This window comes from Paraburkholderia sp. 2C, from assembly GCF_054589215.1.
On the sequence record NZ_BAAILL010000046.1, the window covers coordinates 44,457 to 60,414 of the forward strand.

At 64.0% G+C, this 15,958-nt stretch carries 14 protein-coding genes and 1 pseudogene; 10 read left to right on the plus strand and 5 right to left on the minus strand.

Annotation, left to right across the window (positions count from 1 at the left end):
- Position 1 precedes the first annotated feature (1 nt).
- On the plus strand, positions 2-778 hold the full coding sequence (locus ACYPXD_RS23880) for a 3'-5' exonuclease (RefSeq protein ID WP_459716851.1): 777 nt from the start codon (positions 2-4) through the stop codon (positions 776-778).
- 92 nt (positions 779-870) lie between these two features.
- On the opposite strand, the gene ACYPXD_RS23885 is transcribed toward ACYPXD_RS23880, so the two are convergent.
- Positions 871-1,734 carry an endonuclease/exonuclease/phosphatase family protein gene (locus tag ACYPXD_RS23885; RefSeq protein ID WP_459716854.1) on the minus strand — a complete coding sequence of 288 codons (864 nt, stop codon included), beginning with the start codon at positions 1,732-1,734 and terminating at the stop codon, positions 871-873.
- Between the two features lie 146 nt (positions 1,735-1,880).
- On the opposite strand from ACYPXD_RS23885, the gene rlmD reads away from it, so the two are divergent.
- Positions 1,881-3,311 carry a 23S rRNA (uracil(1939)-C(5))-methyltransferase RlmD gene (gene rlmD / locus ACYPXD_RS23890; protein WP_459717061.1) on the plus strand — a complete coding sequence of 477 codons (1,431 nt, stop codon included), beginning with the start codon at positions 1,881-1,883 and terminating at the stop codon, positions 3,309-3,311.
- 127 nt (positions 3,312-3,438) lie between these two features.
- Here rlmD and ACYPXD_RS23895 read toward each other — a convergent pair whose 3' ends face one another.
- Positions 3,439-4,308, minus strand: a complete 870-nt coding sequence (locus tag ACYPXD_RS23895) for an outer membrane protein assembly factor BamD (protein WP_459716857.1) — start codon at positions 4,306-4,308, stop codon at positions 3,439-3,441.
- A gap of 49 nt (positions 4,309-4,357) precedes the next feature.
- On the opposite strand from ACYPXD_RS23895, the pseudogene ACYPXD_RS23900 reads away from it, so the two are divergent.
- Together ACYPXD_RS23900 and pgeF are read left to right on the plus strand one after the other, a co-directional pair.
- Positions 4,358-5,656: pseudogene (locus tag ACYPXD_RS23900) on the plus strand (RluA family pseudouridine synthase); the annotation flags it as partial.
- 287 nt (positions 5,657-5,943) lie between these two features.
- The gene (pgeF, locus tag ACYPXD_RS23905) at positions 5,944-6,780 is read left to right on the plus strand and encodes a peptidoglycan editing factor PgeF (RefSeq protein WP_459716860.1); all 837 of its coding nucleotides are present in this window, start codon (positions 5,944-5,946) and stop codon (positions 6,778-6,780) included.
- 116 nt (positions 6,781-6,896) lie between these two features.
- Here the strand turns inward: pgeF and ACYPXD_RS23910 are convergent, their stop codons facing one another.
- On the minus strand, positions 6,897-7,178 hold the full coding sequence (locus tag ACYPXD_RS23910; protein WP_459716862.1) for a hypothetical protein: 282 nt from the start codon (positions 7,176-7,178) through the stop codon (positions 6,897-6,899).
- A gap of 137 nt (positions 7,179-7,315) precedes the next feature.
- Here ACYPXD_RS23910 and phaC point away from each other — a divergent pair, with 137 nt between their 5' ends.
- The 4 genes from phaC (at position 7,316) to phaR (ending at position 12,442) form a co-directional block, all read left to right on the plus strand.
- Positions 7,316-9,343 (plus strand): class I poly(R)-hydroxyalkanoic acid synthase, encoded by a 2,028-nt coding sequence (phaC, locus tag ACYPXD_RS23915; protein ID WP_459716865.1) that lies wholly within the window; start codon positions 7,316-7,318, stop codon positions 9,341-9,343.
- Positions 9,344-9,534: 191 nt separating this feature from the next.
- Complete coding sequence (locus ACYPXD_RS23920; protein WP_459716867.1) at positions 9,535-10,716, plus strand: acetyl-CoA C-acetyltransferase; 1,182 nt, start codon at positions 9,535-9,537, stop codon at positions 10,714-10,716.
- 269 nt (positions 10,717-10,985) lie between these two features.
- Positions 10,986-11,726, plus strand: coding sequence for a 3-ketoacyl-ACP reductase (locus tag ACYPXD_RS23925; protein ID WP_459716870.1), 741 nt, complete (start codon positions 10,986-10,988; stop codon positions 11,724-11,726).
- Positions 11,727-11,869: 143 nt separating this feature from the next.
- Positions 11,870-12,442 carry a polyhydroxyalkanoate synthesis repressor PhaR gene (gene phaR / locus ACYPXD_RS23930; RefSeq protein ID WP_175225583.1) on the plus strand — a complete coding sequence of 191 codons (573 nt, stop codon included), beginning with the start codon at positions 11,870-11,872 and terminating at the stop codon, positions 12,440-12,442.
- Positions 12,443-12,598: 156 nt separating this feature from the next.
- Here phaR and ACYPXD_RS23935 read toward each other — a convergent pair whose 3' ends face one another.
- Together ACYPXD_RS23935 and ACYPXD_RS23940 are read right to left on the minus strand one after the other, a co-directional pair.
- The gene (locus tag ACYPXD_RS23935; RefSeq protein ID WP_459716875.1) at positions 12,599-12,934 is read right to left on the minus strand and encodes a helix-turn-helix domain-containing protein; all 336 of its coding nucleotides are present in this window, start codon (positions 12,932-12,934) and stop codon (positions 12,599-12,601) included.
- Complete coding sequence (locus tag ACYPXD_RS23940) at positions 12,927-13,274, minus strand: type II toxin-antitoxin system RelE/ParE family toxin (RefSeq protein ID WP_459716878.1); 348 nt, start codon at positions 13,272-13,274, stop codon at positions 12,927-12,929. Before ACYPXD_RS23940 ends, ACYPXD_RS23935 begins: the two co-directional genes overlap by 8 nt.
- 166 nt (positions 13,275-13,440) lie before the next feature.
- On the opposite strand from ACYPXD_RS23940, the gene rimO reads away from it, so the two are divergent.
- Together rimO and ACYPXD_RS23950 are read left to right on the plus strand one after the other, a co-directional pair.
- A complete protein-coding gene (gene rimO / locus ACYPXD_RS23945) occupies positions 13,441-14,901 on the plus strand; it encodes a 30S ribosomal protein S12 methylthiotransferase RimO (RefSeq protein ID WP_459716880.1) in 1,461 nt (486 codons plus the stop codon).
- Between the two features lie 3 nt (positions 14,902-14,904).
- Entirely contained in the window at positions 14,905-15,843 is a 939-nt protein-coding gene (locus ACYPXD_RS23950; RefSeq protein WP_459716883.1) for a sugar kinase, read from the plus strand.
- Positions 15,844-15,958 lie beyond the last annotated feature (115 nt).

The window sequence follows — 15,958 nt, forward strand, 5'->3', positions numbered from 1 at the left end:
GATGACTCCGATTCTCGTATTCGACATCGAAACCATTCCCGATGTCGCCGGAATTCGCCGGCTTGAAGATCTGCCCGCCACGTTATCCGATGCCGAGGTCGCCGACTTCGCATTCGCCGCGCGCCGCGAAAAGACGGGCGGCGATTTCCTGCCGCATCATTTGCAGCGGATCGCGGCCATTTCATGCGTGTTTCGTGACGACAACGGCTTTCGCGTGCGCTCTCTCGGCACGCCCGCCGACGGCGAAGCCGTGCTCGTACAGTCGTTTTTCCGCGTGATCGAAAAGTACACGCCGCAACTCGTGTCATGGAACGGCGGCGGCTTCGACCTGCCCGTGCTGCACTATCGCGCGCTCGTGAACGGCGTGACCGCGAGCCGTTACTGGGACCTCGGCGAAGACGACCGCGAGTTCAAATGGAATAACTACATCAGCCGTTACCACGCGCGTCATACAGATTTGATGGACGTGCTCGCGATGTATCAGGCGCGCGCGAACGCGCCGCTCGATGCGCTCGCGAAACTGTGCGGCTTTCCGGGCAAGCTCGGGATGGACGGCGGCCAGGTGTGGCAGGCGTTTCAGCAGGGGCGTATCGAGGAGATTCGCAACTACTGTGAAACGGACGTGGTCAACACGTATCTGCTGTATTGCCGGTTTCAGCTGATGCGCGGTGGCTTTTCGGCCGAAGAATACGCTGACGAGATCGCGTTCGTGAAGAACTCGCTCGCGCAGGAGCCGGCCGCGCACTGGGCCGAGTATCTGGCTGCGTTCGACGGCTAGATTGGGCGCTCAGATCCGGCGCTCCCGCACCGCAACAGCGCGGGAGCGGTCAGGAATACCGCCGCAGCGACGCGTTGCTCAATCCGTCCGGCTCAATCGATCTCCAGCACGATCGGCTGATGATCGGACGCGCGCGTCGCGCCGTCGATCTCGCAACTGCGCAGCCTGCCGCGCAGATCGTCGGTGACGAAGATGAAGTCGCACGTGAGCGGCCCGTCTTTCCACTGGCCGGTATCGTAGAGGCCCGCGGTGGGCGGCGGTGTCGCGCCCGAATGCAGTGTCGTCCATGCATCGATAAACGACGGGCTGCCGTCGAGCGGCGCGATCATGCGCCGATACGCGTCGCTGTCGAACGCGCTGTTGAAATCGCCGCAGACAATCGCGCTGACAGGCCGCATGGTGTCGACGAACGGCCCGATTGCGTTTTCCGCGGGCGCCGGATGTGCGGCATGCTGAGCCGCCTCCTGTTGCATATGCCGCAACGCATCGACCTGCGCGAGCCGCTGCGGCAGCGAATAAAACTCGAGATGCGTGACGATCACGCGTAGCGGTCCACGCGGCGTGCGCAGCACGGCTTCGAGCGCGACGCGCTGCATCGAGGGCGCATCCGCGTCGGCCGGCCACGGCAGGGAATGACGAATCACGCGTTCGACCGGCAGCCGCGTGGCAAGCGCGTTGCCGAACTGCCGGCGCGGCGCGCCTGGCCCGTCGAGCTTCAATGGCGCGAGGTCGGCGCCGATCGCATCGAGCACCGTGTAGCCGGGCAGCTCGTCGGCGAGCTCGGCAAACTGATCGTCGCCCGGATGGCCCGCGAGCACGTTGAAACCGCGCGTCACCTCCTGCAGGCAGAGCACGTCGAAGTCGGCGAGGCGCTTCGCCTCGTTCACCATGCGCGGCAGGCTGACGTCGCCGCTCGCGCTGCGTCCCCACTGGACATTCCAGCTAATCAGTCGCATCGTCAAATCTCCGTTCGAGGTTCCCGTTCGTCTACAATCTCGCCTTCACTTCACCGTCTGTCAGGAAGTTGCTGGTGTCTCAAACCGTTCCCCGCGAAGCCTTATCTGCCGAAGCGAGCCCGACTGCGGGCGCTGCGCCGAACCACGTGGCGAACGCCGCGGCACACCCCGCGCCGAACAAGGCGGCAAAACGCAAGGCCGCGCGAGCGGGCGTGACCGCGCTGCCGCTGCCGCCCGCGGCGCTGCCCGAACTCGACATCGAGTCGCTCGACATGGAAGCGCGCGGCGTCGGCCGTACCGTCACGGAAGACGGCACGCCGGGCAAGGTCATCTTCGTCGAAGGTGCGCTGCCCGGCGAGCGCGTTACCTATTCGAGTTATAGAAGGAAGCCGAGTTTCGAACAGGCCGTTGCGGTCGATATCCTGCGCGAAAGCGTGATTCGTACCAGCCCGCAATGCCGGTTCTTCGGCACCTGCGGCGGCTGTTCGATGCAGCATCTCGATGTGCGCGCGCAGATCGCGGTCAAGCAACGCGTACTCGAAGACAACCTCGCGCATCTCGCGAGGTTGCGCGCCGAGACGATTTTCCGCCCGATCCACGGGCCGTCGTGGGGTTACCGCTACCGCGCGCGTCTGACGGTGCGTAACGTCGTGAAGAAGGGCGGCGTGCTCGTCGGTTTCCACGAACGCAAGAGCAGTTACGTGGCCGACATGACGAGCTGCGAAGTGCTGCCGCCGCATGTGTCGGACCTGCTCGTGCCGCTGCGCAGGCTCGTTGAAGGCCTGTCGATTCGCGATCGCATGCCGCAAATCGAGCTCGCGGTCGGCGCGACGGTCACGGCGCTTGTGCTGCGCGTGCTCGAGCCGATCAACGCCGCCGACGAACAGCTGCTGCGCGAATTCGCCGACGCACATAACGTGCAGTTCTGGCTGCAGCCGAAGGGGCCGGACTCGGTTGTGCCGTTCTATCCGCTCGACGTGCAACTCGATTACACGCTGCCCGAGTTCGGTATCCGGATGCCGTTTCTGCCGACGGACTTTACGCAGGTCAATCACCAGATCAACCGCGTGCTCGTGGGCCGCGCGTTGCGGCTGCTGGCGCCGGCCAAAACCGACCGCGTGCTCGACCTTTTCTGCGGGATCGGCAACTTCACGCTGCCGCTCGCGAGACTGGCGCGCGAAGTGGTCGGCATCGAAGGTAGCGAAACCCTGACCGCGCGGGCGCTCGCCAATGCGAAGGAAAACGGTGTCGACGGCCATACGTCGTTCGCATCCCGCAATCTGTTCGAAGTCAGCGCCGACGATATGCGCGCGTTAGGGCACTTCGACAAGTTCCTGGTCGACCCGCCGCGCGAGGGCGCGCTGGCGGTGTCGAAGGCGCTCGCCGATATCGCGCAAAGCGGTGAGGGCCCCTTGCCGCAGCGCATCGTCTATGTCTCGTGCAATCCGGCGACGCTCGCGCGCGATGCCGGGCTGCTCGTGCATGAAGCCGGCTATCGGCTGAAGGGCGCGGGCGTGGTGAATATGTTCCCGCATACGTCGCACGTTGAATCGATTGCGCTTTTCGAGCGCGACTGATTGGCGCAAGGCCGTATCGCGTAGCCTGTTCGAACGCTGCAAAAGGAAAACGCCACGGCATGCCGTGGCGTTTTTCATGCGACGCGCGATGGCGTCGGCAGTCCGCGTTTGCGTCAGCGTGACGGCCTTAGAATTGCCACCACGACTTTTCCTTGCCCGGACGCGCATGACCCGTGATGTACGGGCTATCGGGGAAAGTGCCCGCGAGCACGCGCTTGGTGTCGTCGGCCAGTTGCGGCTGGTCGAGCTTCTCATACGACAGCCACATGATATGCAGCGCGTCTTCGATGGCCGGCGCGTTCTTGTATTCCTTGATCGCAAGCTGGGCGCGGTTGATCGCAGCCACATATGCGCCGCGACGATAGTAATAGTCGGCCGCATGCACTTCGTGCGACGCGAGCGCATTCACGATATAGCGCATGCGCTGGGCGGCGTCGGGCGCGTACTTGCTTTTCGGGTACTTGTCGACGACGACCTTGAACGCGTCATACGACTCGCGCAGCGACTTCGGATCGCGCTCGCTCATGTCCTGGCCCGAGAACCGGCCGAACAGGCCCAGGTCGTCGTTGAAGTGGATCATGCCCTTCAGGTAGTACGCGTAGGCGATATCGGGGTGATCCGGGTGAAGCTGGATAAAGCGGTCGATCGCCTGGTCGGCGGCGGCCGTTTCGCTGTCTTTCCAGTTGCAATACGCGACATTGATCTGCGCTTGCTGCGCGAAATGGCCGAACGGGTCGCGACCCTCGAGCGCTTCGAAGTACTTCGCGCACTTGCCCCAGTCGCCGCCGCTCAAGGCGTCTTGCGCCTCGTTATATAATTTGTTGTTCGTCCACGTGGCTGTTTCGTCGGTCTTCTCGGGCAGGCCGTGGCACGCTGCGACGAGCGCGATCGCACACAGGCTCGCGATGGTTCGGGCCACTTTTCTGGCCACGCGTTGCGTCACGCTTCGGGCCTCCGCGTATTGGGCCATTTGAGTAATCATGTTCAAGGCTCGCATTCTCAGTCCAGCTTCACGTCAAGCGCTTTACGTCAGGTAACCAGTCTCGATGACCCGTTCTCATACTCCGCGCGCCGCAGCCGGCACACGGAATAGCGACAAAGATTATAGCCGATGCGAAGGGCGCTCCGACGCTGCGGCGCCCGACACGTCAGACAGTTCCGATATGCTTGACGACGAACTCGCCGCGAACGACGCATCGACCCGCGCGGTTTCTCCCCCTTCCGGACACGGCGCGGCAGCGGACGAAGCGCCGCGCGTCGTGACCGTGCCGCCCGAACTCGCGGGCGAACGGCTCGACAAGGTGCTCGCGAAAGTCTTCCCCGAGTTCTCGCGCAGCCGGCTGCAAGGCTGGATCGAAGCGCAGCGCGTGCACGTCGACGGCAAGCCGGCGAAGGTGCGTCAACCCGTGCCGCTCAATGCGACGATCGCGCTCGTGCCCGATCTGCTGCCCGAGCAGCTTGCCTTCACGCCCGAGCCTGTGCCGCTCGAGATCGTCTACGAAGACGAGACGATCGTCGTGATCAACAAGCCCGCGGGGCTCGTCGTCCATCCGGCGGCCGGCAACTGGAGCGGCACCGTGCTCAACGGCCTCCTGCATCGCTACGGCGAAGCCGCGGCGGGCCTGCCGCGCGCGGGCATCGTGCATCGCCTCGACAAGGAAACCTCGGGACTCATGGTCGTCGCGCGCACGCTTGCCGCGCAGACCGATCTCGTGCGCCAGCTGCAGGCGCGCACGGTCAAGCGCCGCTATGTCGCGCTCGTCTGGGGCGGCATGCCGGAAGAAGGCACGATCGACGCGCCGATCGGCCGCGACCCGCGCGAGCGTACGCGCATGGCGGTCGTGACCGGTGCGGCGGGCAAACCGGCGCGCACGCACTTCCGGCGCGTGGCGACGGTCGTGTGGGAGCGACAGCCCGTGACGGCGATCCACTGCGATCTCGAAACGGGCCGCACACATCAGATTCGCGTGCATTGCGCGCATACGGGCCACCCGCTGCTCGGCGATCCCGTGTACGGGCGCGCGCGCGGCAAGCGCTCGGTGACGCCGCTGCCGGGCGGCTTCGCGCGCCAGGCGCTGCATGCGTGGCGCCTCGGGCTCGTTCATCCGGAGACGCGCCGCACGATGCAATGGCGCGCCGACGTGCCCGAGGATCTCGCGGCGTTATGTGCAGCGCTCGGCTTCGACCGCGAAGAAGCGGACGATTTCGACGAAGACGCGTATCTCGACGACGATACCGCTTACGATCCGGCGCTCGAAGCCGACGAAGCCGACGAAGCCGACGAAGCCGACGAAGCCGACGAAGCCGACGAAGCCGACGAAGCCGACGAAGCCGACGAAGCCGACGAAGCCGATGACGACATCGCGGCGATGGAAGCCGATGGCGACGCCGACGACAGTTTCGACGACGAAGGCGATGCTGACGACGAAGGCGACGCCGACGACGCAGGCGAGGGCTACGCCGCCAGCACGCACGATGCGCACGATGCGCACAACGAAACGCGTCGCGATGCCGATATCGGAGCTCCGCGCGAGGCCGTTCGCGAGAACCGCGGCGAGGAGCACGAAAACAGCAGGCACGATAAAAGCGGGCACTCTAAGCACAGGCCCCCCAAGAACAAGGATCACCGCCGATGAACGTCCCCGACCTGACGCTTGCCGATGTGCTACGACCCGACTGGCGCGTCGCGCCGCAAGTTCGCGCGCTCGTCACGACGCGCAGCGGCGGTGTGAGCCTGCCGCCATACGGCAGATGGCGCGACGGCGTCGAGCAGCCCGGCGGCCTCAACCTTGGCCGGCGCGCGGGCGACGATCCCACGCGGGTCGAAGAGAACCGCGCGCGGCTGCGTGCGCTTGCAGGCATCGAAGAGCCGGCGTGGCTTCAGCAGGTACACGGCGCGCAAGTCGTGAGTGCTGACGATGTGCTCGAAAACGCCCGCGCGGGCGGCGCGGCGGTCAGCGCCGACGCCAGCGTGACCGATCGGCCCGGCACCGTATCGCTCGTCATGATCGCGGACTGCATGCCGGTCCTGCTGTGCGACCCGGCCGGGCGGGCAGTCGGGGCCGCGCATGCAGGCTGGCGCGGGCTGGCCGCGGGTGTCGTCGAGAACACCGTAGAGCGCGTTGCCGCGCTGGCGGGCGTCGAACCGTCTGCCTTGCATGCGTACCTCGGGCCATGCATCGGGCCGTCCGCGTTCGAAGTGGGCGACGACGTGCTACACGCATTCGTCGACACGGCGCCCGCTGCGCGCCGCGACGCGATCGTGCGTGCTTTCGTGCCGCGTAGCGCGATGGTGGGCAAATATCTTGCCGATTTGCCGGCGCTCGCGCGCGAGCGGCTCGCGCAACTCGGCATCTCACAGGTGACGGGCGGCGACCAATGCACATACACGCAGCGCGAGCGTTACTACTCGTACCGACGCGATCGGGTGACGGGCCGTATGGCTGCGCTGATCTGGCTGGCGCATTGAACATTTGCGGTGCCGTGTGGCTTGCCGTTTGCTGCGCGGCTTGTCCATGTCGCGCATCGCGCGAAGCGCGTTCAATGGTTTCATGACCGGCCGTCAAGCGCATCGGATACCGCTCGTCACACGGTCGATTGCTGCTGCAGCAAAAGCCCGGAGAATGCACGCAGACGCCGTATGTTTGCTGCGCTGCGGCAACCTTCAGGCGTGATATTGCGTCCGAAAGCGCAGGCAGTATGCGACATCGCGACAAGGCGCCGCCAACTCCCGGAAAACCCTGATATTTCGGGCAAACTGTCGGATTCGAACGGCGTGCGTAGGGCGCCTGCGAACGCACGTTCCCTTACATGGGGAAAACGATAATGAAAAAAATATCGCAGTGCGGCAAAATCGGGATCAAGCATTGACATGCCTTGCAATGGGGCGCAAGAATGTTCCCCAACAATGGGACAGGGCGTAAGCGGCCGCGAGCGTTTCGCCGCCTAGGCACGAAGGCACCTGCCTCTCAACCGTCCGCGAGGACTCACCGGTAAAAGCAGGTATGGTGGCAGCTCAACACTCCTCGACGTCCTCACGCACGCAAACTTCATCGGATCGCACGCAAGCGCAGCCGGGCGCGAATGCCGCCGGAGTTCAACAGTTATTCGACGCGTGGTTGAACGCATGGCGTTCAATCGGCGCAACGGCCGCTGCAAACGGTAATCCGTTTGCGGTGCCGGGCATGCCCGCCGGTATGACGGCAGGCATGCCTGCGAATGTGCCCTGGATGCCGGCGGCGTGGCCTGCCGGTATGCCTCCGGGGGGGGCCGATTTCACGCAGGCCGCCGCCGGCATGCCGCAATTCGCGGAACAGTTTGCCCGCCAGTTCGCCGAGCCGTTTGCAAAGGCTGCGCAACAGCCATTTAGCCCCGACCTGGCCAGGCCGTTCATGCAGCCGTTCACCGCGCTTGCTGGCATGAAGTTGCCCACCGCGGCCATTCCGCCGCAACGTCTTCAGCAGTTGCAGACCGACTACTCGCGCGACGCGATGCAGTTATTCCAGCAGGCCACGCAGGCTTCGTCGAGTGCGCCCGAACTGAAGGACCGACGTTTCAGCGCGCAGGCATGGAAGGCGACGCCGATCTACGCCTACATGGCCGCGTGGTATCTGCTCAACGCGCGTTATCTGCAGGAACTCGTCGACGCGCTCGAGACCGATGCGAAAACGCGCGAACGCATTCGCTTTGCGGTTCAGCAATGGACGGCGGCCGCATCGCCGAGCAACTTCCTCGCGCTGAATCCGGAAGCGCAAAAGACGCTGCTCGACAGTCACGGTGAAAGCCTGCGGCAGGGCGTGATGAATCTGCTTGCCGACATGCAGCGCGGCAAGATCTCGCAGACCGACGAGTCGAGTTTCGTCGTCGGCAAGAATCTCGCAATGAGCGAAGGTTCGGTCGTCTTCGAGAACGATCTGTTCCAGCTCATTCAGTACAAGCCGCTTGCCGCATCGGTGCGCGAGCGGCCGCTCCTGATCGTGCCGCCGTGTATCAACAAGTTCTACATTCTCGACTTGCAGCCCGAGAATTCGCTCGTCGCGCATGCACTCCAGGCCGGTCATCAGGTGTTCCTGATTTCGTGGCGCAATGCCGATACGTCGATTGCGCACAAGACGTGGGACGACTACATCGAAGAAGGCGTTCTCACCGCAATCGATACCGTGCGGCAGATCAGCGGGCGCGAGCAGATCAACACGCTCGGCTTCTGCGTCGGCGGCACGATGCTCGCCACCGCGCTCGCGGTTGCGGCCGCGCGCGGCGAACATCCGGCCTCGTCGATGACCTTGCTCACGGCCATGCTCGACTTCTGCGATACGGGCGTACTCGACGTATTCGTCGACGAAGCGCACGTGCAGATGCGCGAGCAGACCATCGGCGGCAAGAACGGCACGCCGCCCGGACTCATGCGCGGCCTCGAGTTCGCGAACACGTTTTCGTTCCTGCGGCCGAACGACCTCGTCTGGAACTATGTGGTCGACAACTACCTGAAGGGCCGCACGCCGATGCCGTTCGATCTGCTGTACTGGAACAGCGATTCGACGAGCCTGCCTGGTCCGATGTACGTCTGGTATCTGCGCAACACGTATCTCGAGAACAGTCTGCGCGAGCCGAACCGGCTCAAGGTGTGCGGCGAGCCGGTGGACCTGTCGCGCATCGATGTGCCGACGTTTATCTATGGGTCGCGCGAAGACCATATCGTGCCGTGGCAAACCGCCTATGCGTCGGTGCCGCTGCTCACGGGCCCGCTCAAGTTCGTGCTCGGCGCGTCCGGGCATATTGCAGGTGTGATCAATCCGCCGGCGAAGAAAAAGCGCAGCTACTGGGTCATGAACGGCGACGACAGGACCTTGCCCGGCAATGCCAGCGACTGGTTCGAACGTTCGACTGAATCGCCGGGCAGCTGGTGGCCCGAATGGACCACCTGGCTCGACCAGTACGCAGGCAAGAAAGTGAAGCCGCGCGCCGAGGCCGGTTCGGCCGAATTCCCGGTCATCGAACCGGCGCCGGGGCGTTATGTGCAGCAACGCGAGTAGCGCCTGAGCGGCATGTGCGTTTTCGCCTGACGCGACGTGCGTCTTGCCGGCACGGAATCAGCGGGATCGCGGCAAGACTCCTGACACGACGTCAGGCGCAAGAAGCAGTAGACGACTGAGCGGATCTTTAACTTGACGGCACGATGCGGCACTTAGTGACATAAGCGGCCGCGGTACCGGAGGAAATCGAAATGACTGACGTAGTGATCGTATCGGCGGCCCGCACGGGCGTCGGCAAATTCGGCGGTTCGCTCGCGAAAATTCCCGCGCCTGAACTTGGCGCCACGGTGATTCGCGCGGTACTCGAACGCGCGGGCGTGAAGCCCGAGCAGGTCAGCGAAGTGATTATGGGCCAGGTGCTCGCGGCCGGTTCCGGCCAGAACCCGGCGCGCCAGTCGCTGATCAAGGCCGGCCTGCCGACGGCAGTGCCCGGCATGACAATCAATAAGGTGTGCGGCTCGGGCCTGAAGGCCGTGATGCTTGCGGCCAACGCGATCATCGCAGGCGATGCGGAGATCGTCGTGGCGGGCGGCCAGGAAAACATGAGCGCGGCGCCGCATGTGCTGCCGAATTCGCGCGATGGATTCCGCATGGGCGATGCGAAGCTCATCGACACCATGATCTACGACGGCCTGTGGGATGTGTACAACCAGTACCACATGGGCATGACTGCCGAAAACGTCGCGAAGGAATACGGCATCACGCGCGAGCAGCAGGACGCGTTCGCCGCGCTCTCGCAGAACAAGGCGGAAGCCGCGCAGAAATCGGGCCGTTTCAACGACGAAATCGTGCCGATCCAGATTCCGCAAAAGAAGGGCGATCCGCTTTCGTTCGCGACCGACGAGTTCGTGCGCCACGGCGTGACGGCCGAAGCGCTCGCGGGGCTCAAGCCCGCATTTTCGAAAGAAGGCAGCGTGACGGCCGCGAACGCGTCGGGCATCAACGACGGCGCCGCGGCGGTCGTCGTGATGTCGGCGAAGAAGGCCGAGGCGCTCGGCCTGACGCCGCTCGCGCGGATCAAGGCTTACGCGAATGCGGGCGTCGACCCGAAGGTCATGGGTATGGGCCCGGTGCCGGCGTCGCGCCGCTGTCTCGAACGCGCGGGCTGGAGCATCAATGACCTCGACCTCGCGGAAATCAACGAAGCCTTCGCCGCGCAGGCGCTTGCCGTGCACAAGCAGATGGGCTGGGACACGTCGAAGATCAACGTGAACGGCGGCGCGATCGCGATCGGCCATCCGATCGGCGCATCGGGCTGCCGCGTGCTTGTCACGCTGCTGCACGAAATGCAGAAGCGCGATGCAAAGCGCGGTCTCGCGTCGCTGTGCATCGGCGGCGGGATGGGGGTGGCGCTCGCCGTCGAGCGCCCCTGATGCAGTGCGCGCCCGCGGCTGCACGCGAGACGCGTGGCCGCCGGCGCGGGTCGCTATCGGGTTCGGTTGGGTTCGGGTAGGGGTTCGTTCGGGTCACGCTGCCGGTCAGCCCGCCGGCAGGCCGATGGTGACCGATGGTGACCGAGGTTGACCGGGGGTTGACCGGGGTTGACCGGGGTTGACCGATGGCGGGCCGGTAGCGAGCAGGGAGTAGCCATGCAAGGAGGCCGCCGGCCGGCGCTTCCGCAAACGATAATGGAGTCAGATTTATGTCACAGCGAATTGCGTACGTAACGGGCGGCATGGGCGGCATCGGCACCGGCATCTGCCAGCGCCTGCACAAACAGGGCTTCAAGGTCATCGCCGGCTGTGGCCCGAACTCGCCGCGCCGCACGAAATGGCTTGAAGACCAGAAGGCGCTCGGCTTCGATTTCGTCGCCTCGGAAGGCAATGTCGGCGACTGGGATTCGACCAAGGCTGCGTTCGACAAATGCAAGGCCGAATGCGGCGAGATCGATGTGCTCGTCAACAATGCGGGCATTACGCGCGACGTCGTGTTCCGCAAGATGACGCATGAAGACTGGACCGCAGTGATCGACACGAACCTCACGAGCCTCTTCAATGTCACGAAGCAGGTGATCGACGGGATGGTCGAGCGTGGCTGGGGCCGCATTATCAATATTTCGTCGGTGAATGGCCAGAAAGGTCAGTTCGGTCAAACGAACTATTCGACCGCGAAGGCCGGCATTCACGGCTTCACGATGTCGCTCGCGCAGGAAGTGGCCACGAAGGGTGTGACGGTCAATACCGTTTCGCCGGGCTACATCGGCACGGACATGGTGAAGTCGATTCGCCCCGATGTGCTGGAGAAGATCGTCGCGACAATTCCGGTGCGCCGCCTCGGCGCGCCGGAGGAAATCGCCTCGATCGTCGCGTGGCTGGCTTCCGATGAATCCGGCTTCGCAACAGGCGCCGACTTCTCGTTGAACGGCGGCCTGCATATGGGCTGATCCATGCGTTCTGCCGCTCGCAGGAGCGGGGACCGTGGTTTCAGGTGTGTCTGGCGGCGTCTTGCGCAGGCCGTGGCCGTGTTGTGCTGCGTTGCATGTGAGAGGCGCCGTTTCCGCGCTGCATTGGCGCTCAAAGGCGTTACATGACCACTACTACAAAGAAAACAGCCGAACGACTCATCAAGAAATATCCGAACCGTCGACTGTACGATACGGAGACCAGCACCTACATCACGCTGACCGACGTCAAGCAGCTGGTGCTGGACCAGGAGGAATTCAAGGTCATCGATGCCAAGAGCAACGAAGACCTGACGCGCAGCATCCTGCTGCAGATCATTCTCGAAGAAGAGAGCGGCGGCTTGCCGATGTTCTCGTCGCTGATGCTGTCGCAGATCATCCGCTTCTATGGTCACGCGATGCAGGGCATGATGGGCACGTACCTGGAAAAGAATATCCAGGCGTTTATCGACATCCAGAACAAGCTCGCGGACCAGTCGAAGGGCCTCTACGAAGGCAAGACGATGAACCCCGAGGTGTGGTCGCAGTTCATGAACATGCAGGCGCCGATGATGCAAGGGATGATGACGAGCTACATCGAGCAGTCGAAGAACATGTTCGTGCAGATGCAGGAACAGATGCAGAACCAGGCGAAGACGATGTTCAGTTCCTTCCCGTTCACGCAGGCCACGCCGAACCCGGAGCCGGAGAAGAAGTAAGCGGGGAAACAAGCCGATCGCGTCGGCGCCGCGGCGACGGGTGCCGGCGCGGGCTTGCGCGTATGCATGCGCGTCAACTGCGCTGCGGCGCCCGCACGATGGGGTGTCCGCGATCAGCCCGCTGTGAGTTCGCTACGCAGCCCGCCGTGTAGCCCGTCAAGCAAATGAAATCACGAGCCGCTTGCCGCATGCGGCCGCGTACTTGCGCAGCGTTGCGAACGACGGCGAATGCTTTTCGCTCGAAAGCGACGCTTCGAGCCGCGACACGGCGGATGCGGTCGTGCCCATACGTTCGGCGATTTCCGCCTGAGTGAGTCCCGCCTCGCGGCGTGCCGAAAGCAGCACGCGCAGCGCCGAATATTCGTCTTCGAGCGCGTCGTACGCGGCGCGCACATCGGGCTTGGCGAGCAGCCGTTCCGTGTCGGCCTTCGTGTGAGCGACCGGCTTGAACCGGTCGGGATGGCTGCCGCGTTGCGCAGTTACTTTAGCCATTGCGTAGTACCTCCTTCGAACGTTGCACTTCCTTTAAACGCTTGCGAGCCTTGCGCAATTCGCTGCGCGGTGTTTCCTGGGTCTTCTTGACGAAGGAATGCAGAACGACGACCTGCCGGTTCACATGCATGCAGTAAAACACGCGCCCGATGCCTTCCTCGCCACGCGGGCGCAACTCGAACAGACCGTCGCCCATCGCACGCGAGTGCGGCATACGCAAATCCGCGCCGAACTCTTCCATGATGCCCACCAGCCGCAAATAGCCGGCGAGGATTCCATCAGGCAGTTCGAAGACTTCGCGTTTGACCTGGTCATTGAAATAAACGACGCTCCAGGTCATAGGCAAATATTAGCAAATTTGCTATCCGTGCACAAGCCCTGCGCGTGGAACAGCGATTGGGGGGAAGCCGCGGGGAAAGCGACGGAGGAAACGACGGGGGAAACTCTGGGGAAAACGGGCTGACTCATTTGAACTCTGTCCTTGCGCAACTGCCGCTGCGGGTAAAATGCGGACAGCCAGTCTATCTACGCGGCGATTTTTTCGCCCCTCGTCCGGAAGTAATAAGTTGAACGCCCATACAAACCCCGCAGACCCTAGGAATAAGCCGTCGGCAACGCCGAAAGTGGGATTCGTCTCACTCGGCTGCCCGAAAGCTTTGGTCGACTCCGAACAAATCATTACGCAGCTGCGTGCCGAAGGTTACGAGATCTCCGGCACGTACGATGGCGCCGACCTCGTCGTCGTCAACACCTGCGGCTTTATCGACGAAGCGGTGCAGGAAAGCCTCGACGCGATCGGCGAAGCGCTGACCGAAAACGGCAAGGTGATCGTCACCGGCTGCCTTGGCGCGAAGAAAAGCGCGAGCGGCTCGGGCCTGATCGAGGAGGTGCACCCGAAGGTGCTCGCGGTAACCGGTCCGCATGCGGTCGGCGAAGTGATGCAGGCGGTGCACAGCCACCTGCCGAAGCCGCACGATCCGTTCATCGATCTCGTGCCCGCGGCCGGCGTGAAGCTCACGCCGCGCCACTATGCGTATCTGAAGATCTCCGAGGGGTGCAATCACCGCTGCACCTTCTGCATCATTCCGTCGATGCGCGGCGATCTCGTGTCGCGGCCGGTCGCCGAGGTCATGCTCGAAGCGGAGAATCTGTTCAAGTCCGGCGTCAAGGAGCTGCTGGTGATTTCGCAGGACACGAGCGCCTACGGCGTCGACGTCAAATATCGCACGGGCTTCTGGAACGGCAAGCCGATCAAGACGCGCATGACGGATCTCGTCGCGGCGCTCGGCGAACTGGCCGCGCAATACGGCGCGTGGGTGCGGCTGCACTACGTCTATCCGTATCCGAGCGTCGACGAGGTGATTCCCATGATGGCCGAGGGTCCGTTCAAGGGCCACGTGCTGCCGTATCTGGACGTGCCGTTCCAGCACGCGCACCCCGAGGTGCTGAAACGCATGAAGCGCCCGGCCAATGCCGAGAAGGTGCTCGAACGCGTGCGCGCCTGGCGCGAGATCTGCCCCGATCTGACCATCCGCAGCACGTTTATCGCGGGCTTTCCGGGCGAAACCGAAGCGCAGTTCGACACGCTGCTCGACTTTATCCGCGAGGCGGAACTGGACCGCGTCGGCTGCTTCGCCTATTCGCCGGTCGAAGGCGCGAGTGCGAACGAGCTCGACGGCGCGCTGCCCGACGACGTGCGCGAGGAACGCCGCGCGCGCTTCATGGAGGTGGCCGAGCAGATGTCCGCGAAGCGCATCGCGCGCAAGGTCGGCAAGACGCTGAAGGTGCTCGTCGACGAAATCAACGCCGACGGCGGGATCGGCCGTACCGCGGCGGATGCGCCTGAAATCGACGGCGTCGTCTATATTGCGCCGTCGACGAAAGCGTCGAAGCGCTACAAGGTGGGCGAGTTCGTCTCGGTGAAGATCACCGGCGCGGACGGTCACGACCTGTGGGGCGAGGTCTAGGCGATGGTTAATCACGCGCGCGCCGCCGCGCCCGACATTCTCGCGCTCGGCGAAGCGATGATCGAATTCAACCAGGCTCAGCCGGGTCTGCCGACGTGGCTGCAAGGGTTCGGTGGCGACACGTCGAATTTCTGCATCGCGGCCGCGCGTCAGGATGCGTCGACGGGTTTCGTGTCGGCGGTGGGGCGCGACCGGTTCGGCGAGTTGCTGCTCGAACTGTGGCGCAGCGAACGCGTCGATACGTCGTGCGTGCGCATCGACGAAAGCGCGCCGACGGGCGTGTATTTCGTGTCGCACGGTGCGGCGGGTCATCACTTCGATTATCTGCGTGCGGGTTCCGCCGCGAGCCGCTACACGCCGCACGATCTGCCGCTCGAACCGATTGCCGCGGCGAAAGTTGTGCATCTGTCGGGTATCAGTCTTGCGATCAGCGTGAGCGCCTGCGATGCGGCATTTGCCGCGATCGCGCATGCGCGCGCACACGGCGTGCGCATCAGCTTCGATACGAATCTGCGGTTAAAGCTGTGGCCGCTCGCGCGGGCGCGTGCGGTGATGCTCGAAGCGATACGGCAGTGTGACATCTGTCTGCCGAGCTGGGACGATGTCACCGTGCTAACGGGCCTCACGGACCGCGACGAGATCGTCGACTTCCTTCTTGCGCAGGGGCCGCGCATCGTCGCGATGAAGCTGGGCAGCGAAGGCGCGTATATCGCGACGCGCGACGAGCGCCGCGTCGTGCCCGCGCTGCTCGTGAACGCGGTCGATGCAACTGGTGCGGGCGATTGCTTCGGTGGCGCGTTCGTCGCGCGTCTCGTGGCCGGCGACGATGCGTTTGCCGCCGCGCGTTACGCGAACGCAGCGGCCGCGCTGTCGACGCAAGGTTATGGCGCGGTCGCACCGATTCCCGATCGCGAGACCGTCGAGCAGTTGCTTGCGGCGTAGTGGCGTAGTGTGCGCGTGCCGTGGTGGGGCAACGGAGCCACGCAAACGCTCTGATGCGGCAAGACCCGGCAAGACCCATCCGTGCGGCTAACAGAAACCGCCCAGGTACACCCAG

Bases quoted from the DNA above. Each gene is read 5' to 3' on its own strand.
- ACYPXD_RS23880 (WP_459716851.1), top strand. From the start codon at position 2: ATGACTCCGATTCTCGTATTCGACATCGAAACCATTCCCGATGTCGCC.
- ACYPXD_RS23885 (WP_459716854.1), bottom strand. From the start codon at position 1,734: ATGCGACTGATTAGCTGGAATGTCCAGTGGGGACGCAGCGCGAGCGGC.
- ACYPXD_RS23895 (WP_459716857.1), bottom strand. From the start codon at position 4,308: ATGCGAGCCTTGAACATGATTACTCAAATGGCCCAATACGCGGAGGCC.
- pgeF (WP_459716860.1), top strand. From the start codon at position 5,944: ATGAACGTCCCCGACCTGACGCTTGCCGATGTGCTACGACCCGACTGG.
- ACYPXD_RS23910 (WP_459716862.1), bottom strand. From the start codon at position 7,178: ATGCTTGATCCCGATTTTGCCGCACTGCGATATTTTTTTCATTATCGT.
- phaC (WP_459716865.1), top strand. From the start codon at position 7,316: ATGGTGGCAGCTCAACACTCCTCGACGTCCTCACGCACGCAAACTTCA.
- ACYPXD_RS23920 (WP_459716867.1), top strand. From the start codon at position 9,535: ATGACTGACGTAGTGATCGTATCGGCGGCCCGCACGGGCGTCGGCAAA.
- ACYPXD_RS23925 (WP_459716870.1), top strand. From the start codon at position 10,986: ATGTCACAGCGAATTGCGTACGTAACGGGCGGCATGGGCGGCATCGGC.
- phaR (WP_175225583.1), top strand. From the start codon at position 11,870: ATGACCACTACTACAAAGAAAACAGCCGAACGACTCATCAAGAAATAT.
- ACYPXD_RS23935 (WP_459716875.1), bottom strand. From the start codon at position 12,934: ATGGCTAAAGTAACTGCGCAACGCGGCAGCCATCCCGACCGGTTCAAG.
- ACYPXD_RS23940 (WP_459716878.1), bottom strand. From the start codon at position 13,274: ATGACCTGGAGCGTCGTTTATTTCAATGACCAGGTCAAACGCGAAGTC.
- rimO (WP_459716880.1), top strand. From the start codon at position 13,441: ATGCGGACAGCCAGTCTATCTACGCGGCGATTTTTTCGCCCCTCGTCC.
- ACYPXD_RS23950 (WP_459716883.1), top strand. From the start codon at position 14,905: ATGGTTAATCACGCGCGCGCCGCCGCGCCCGACATTCTCGCGCTCGGC.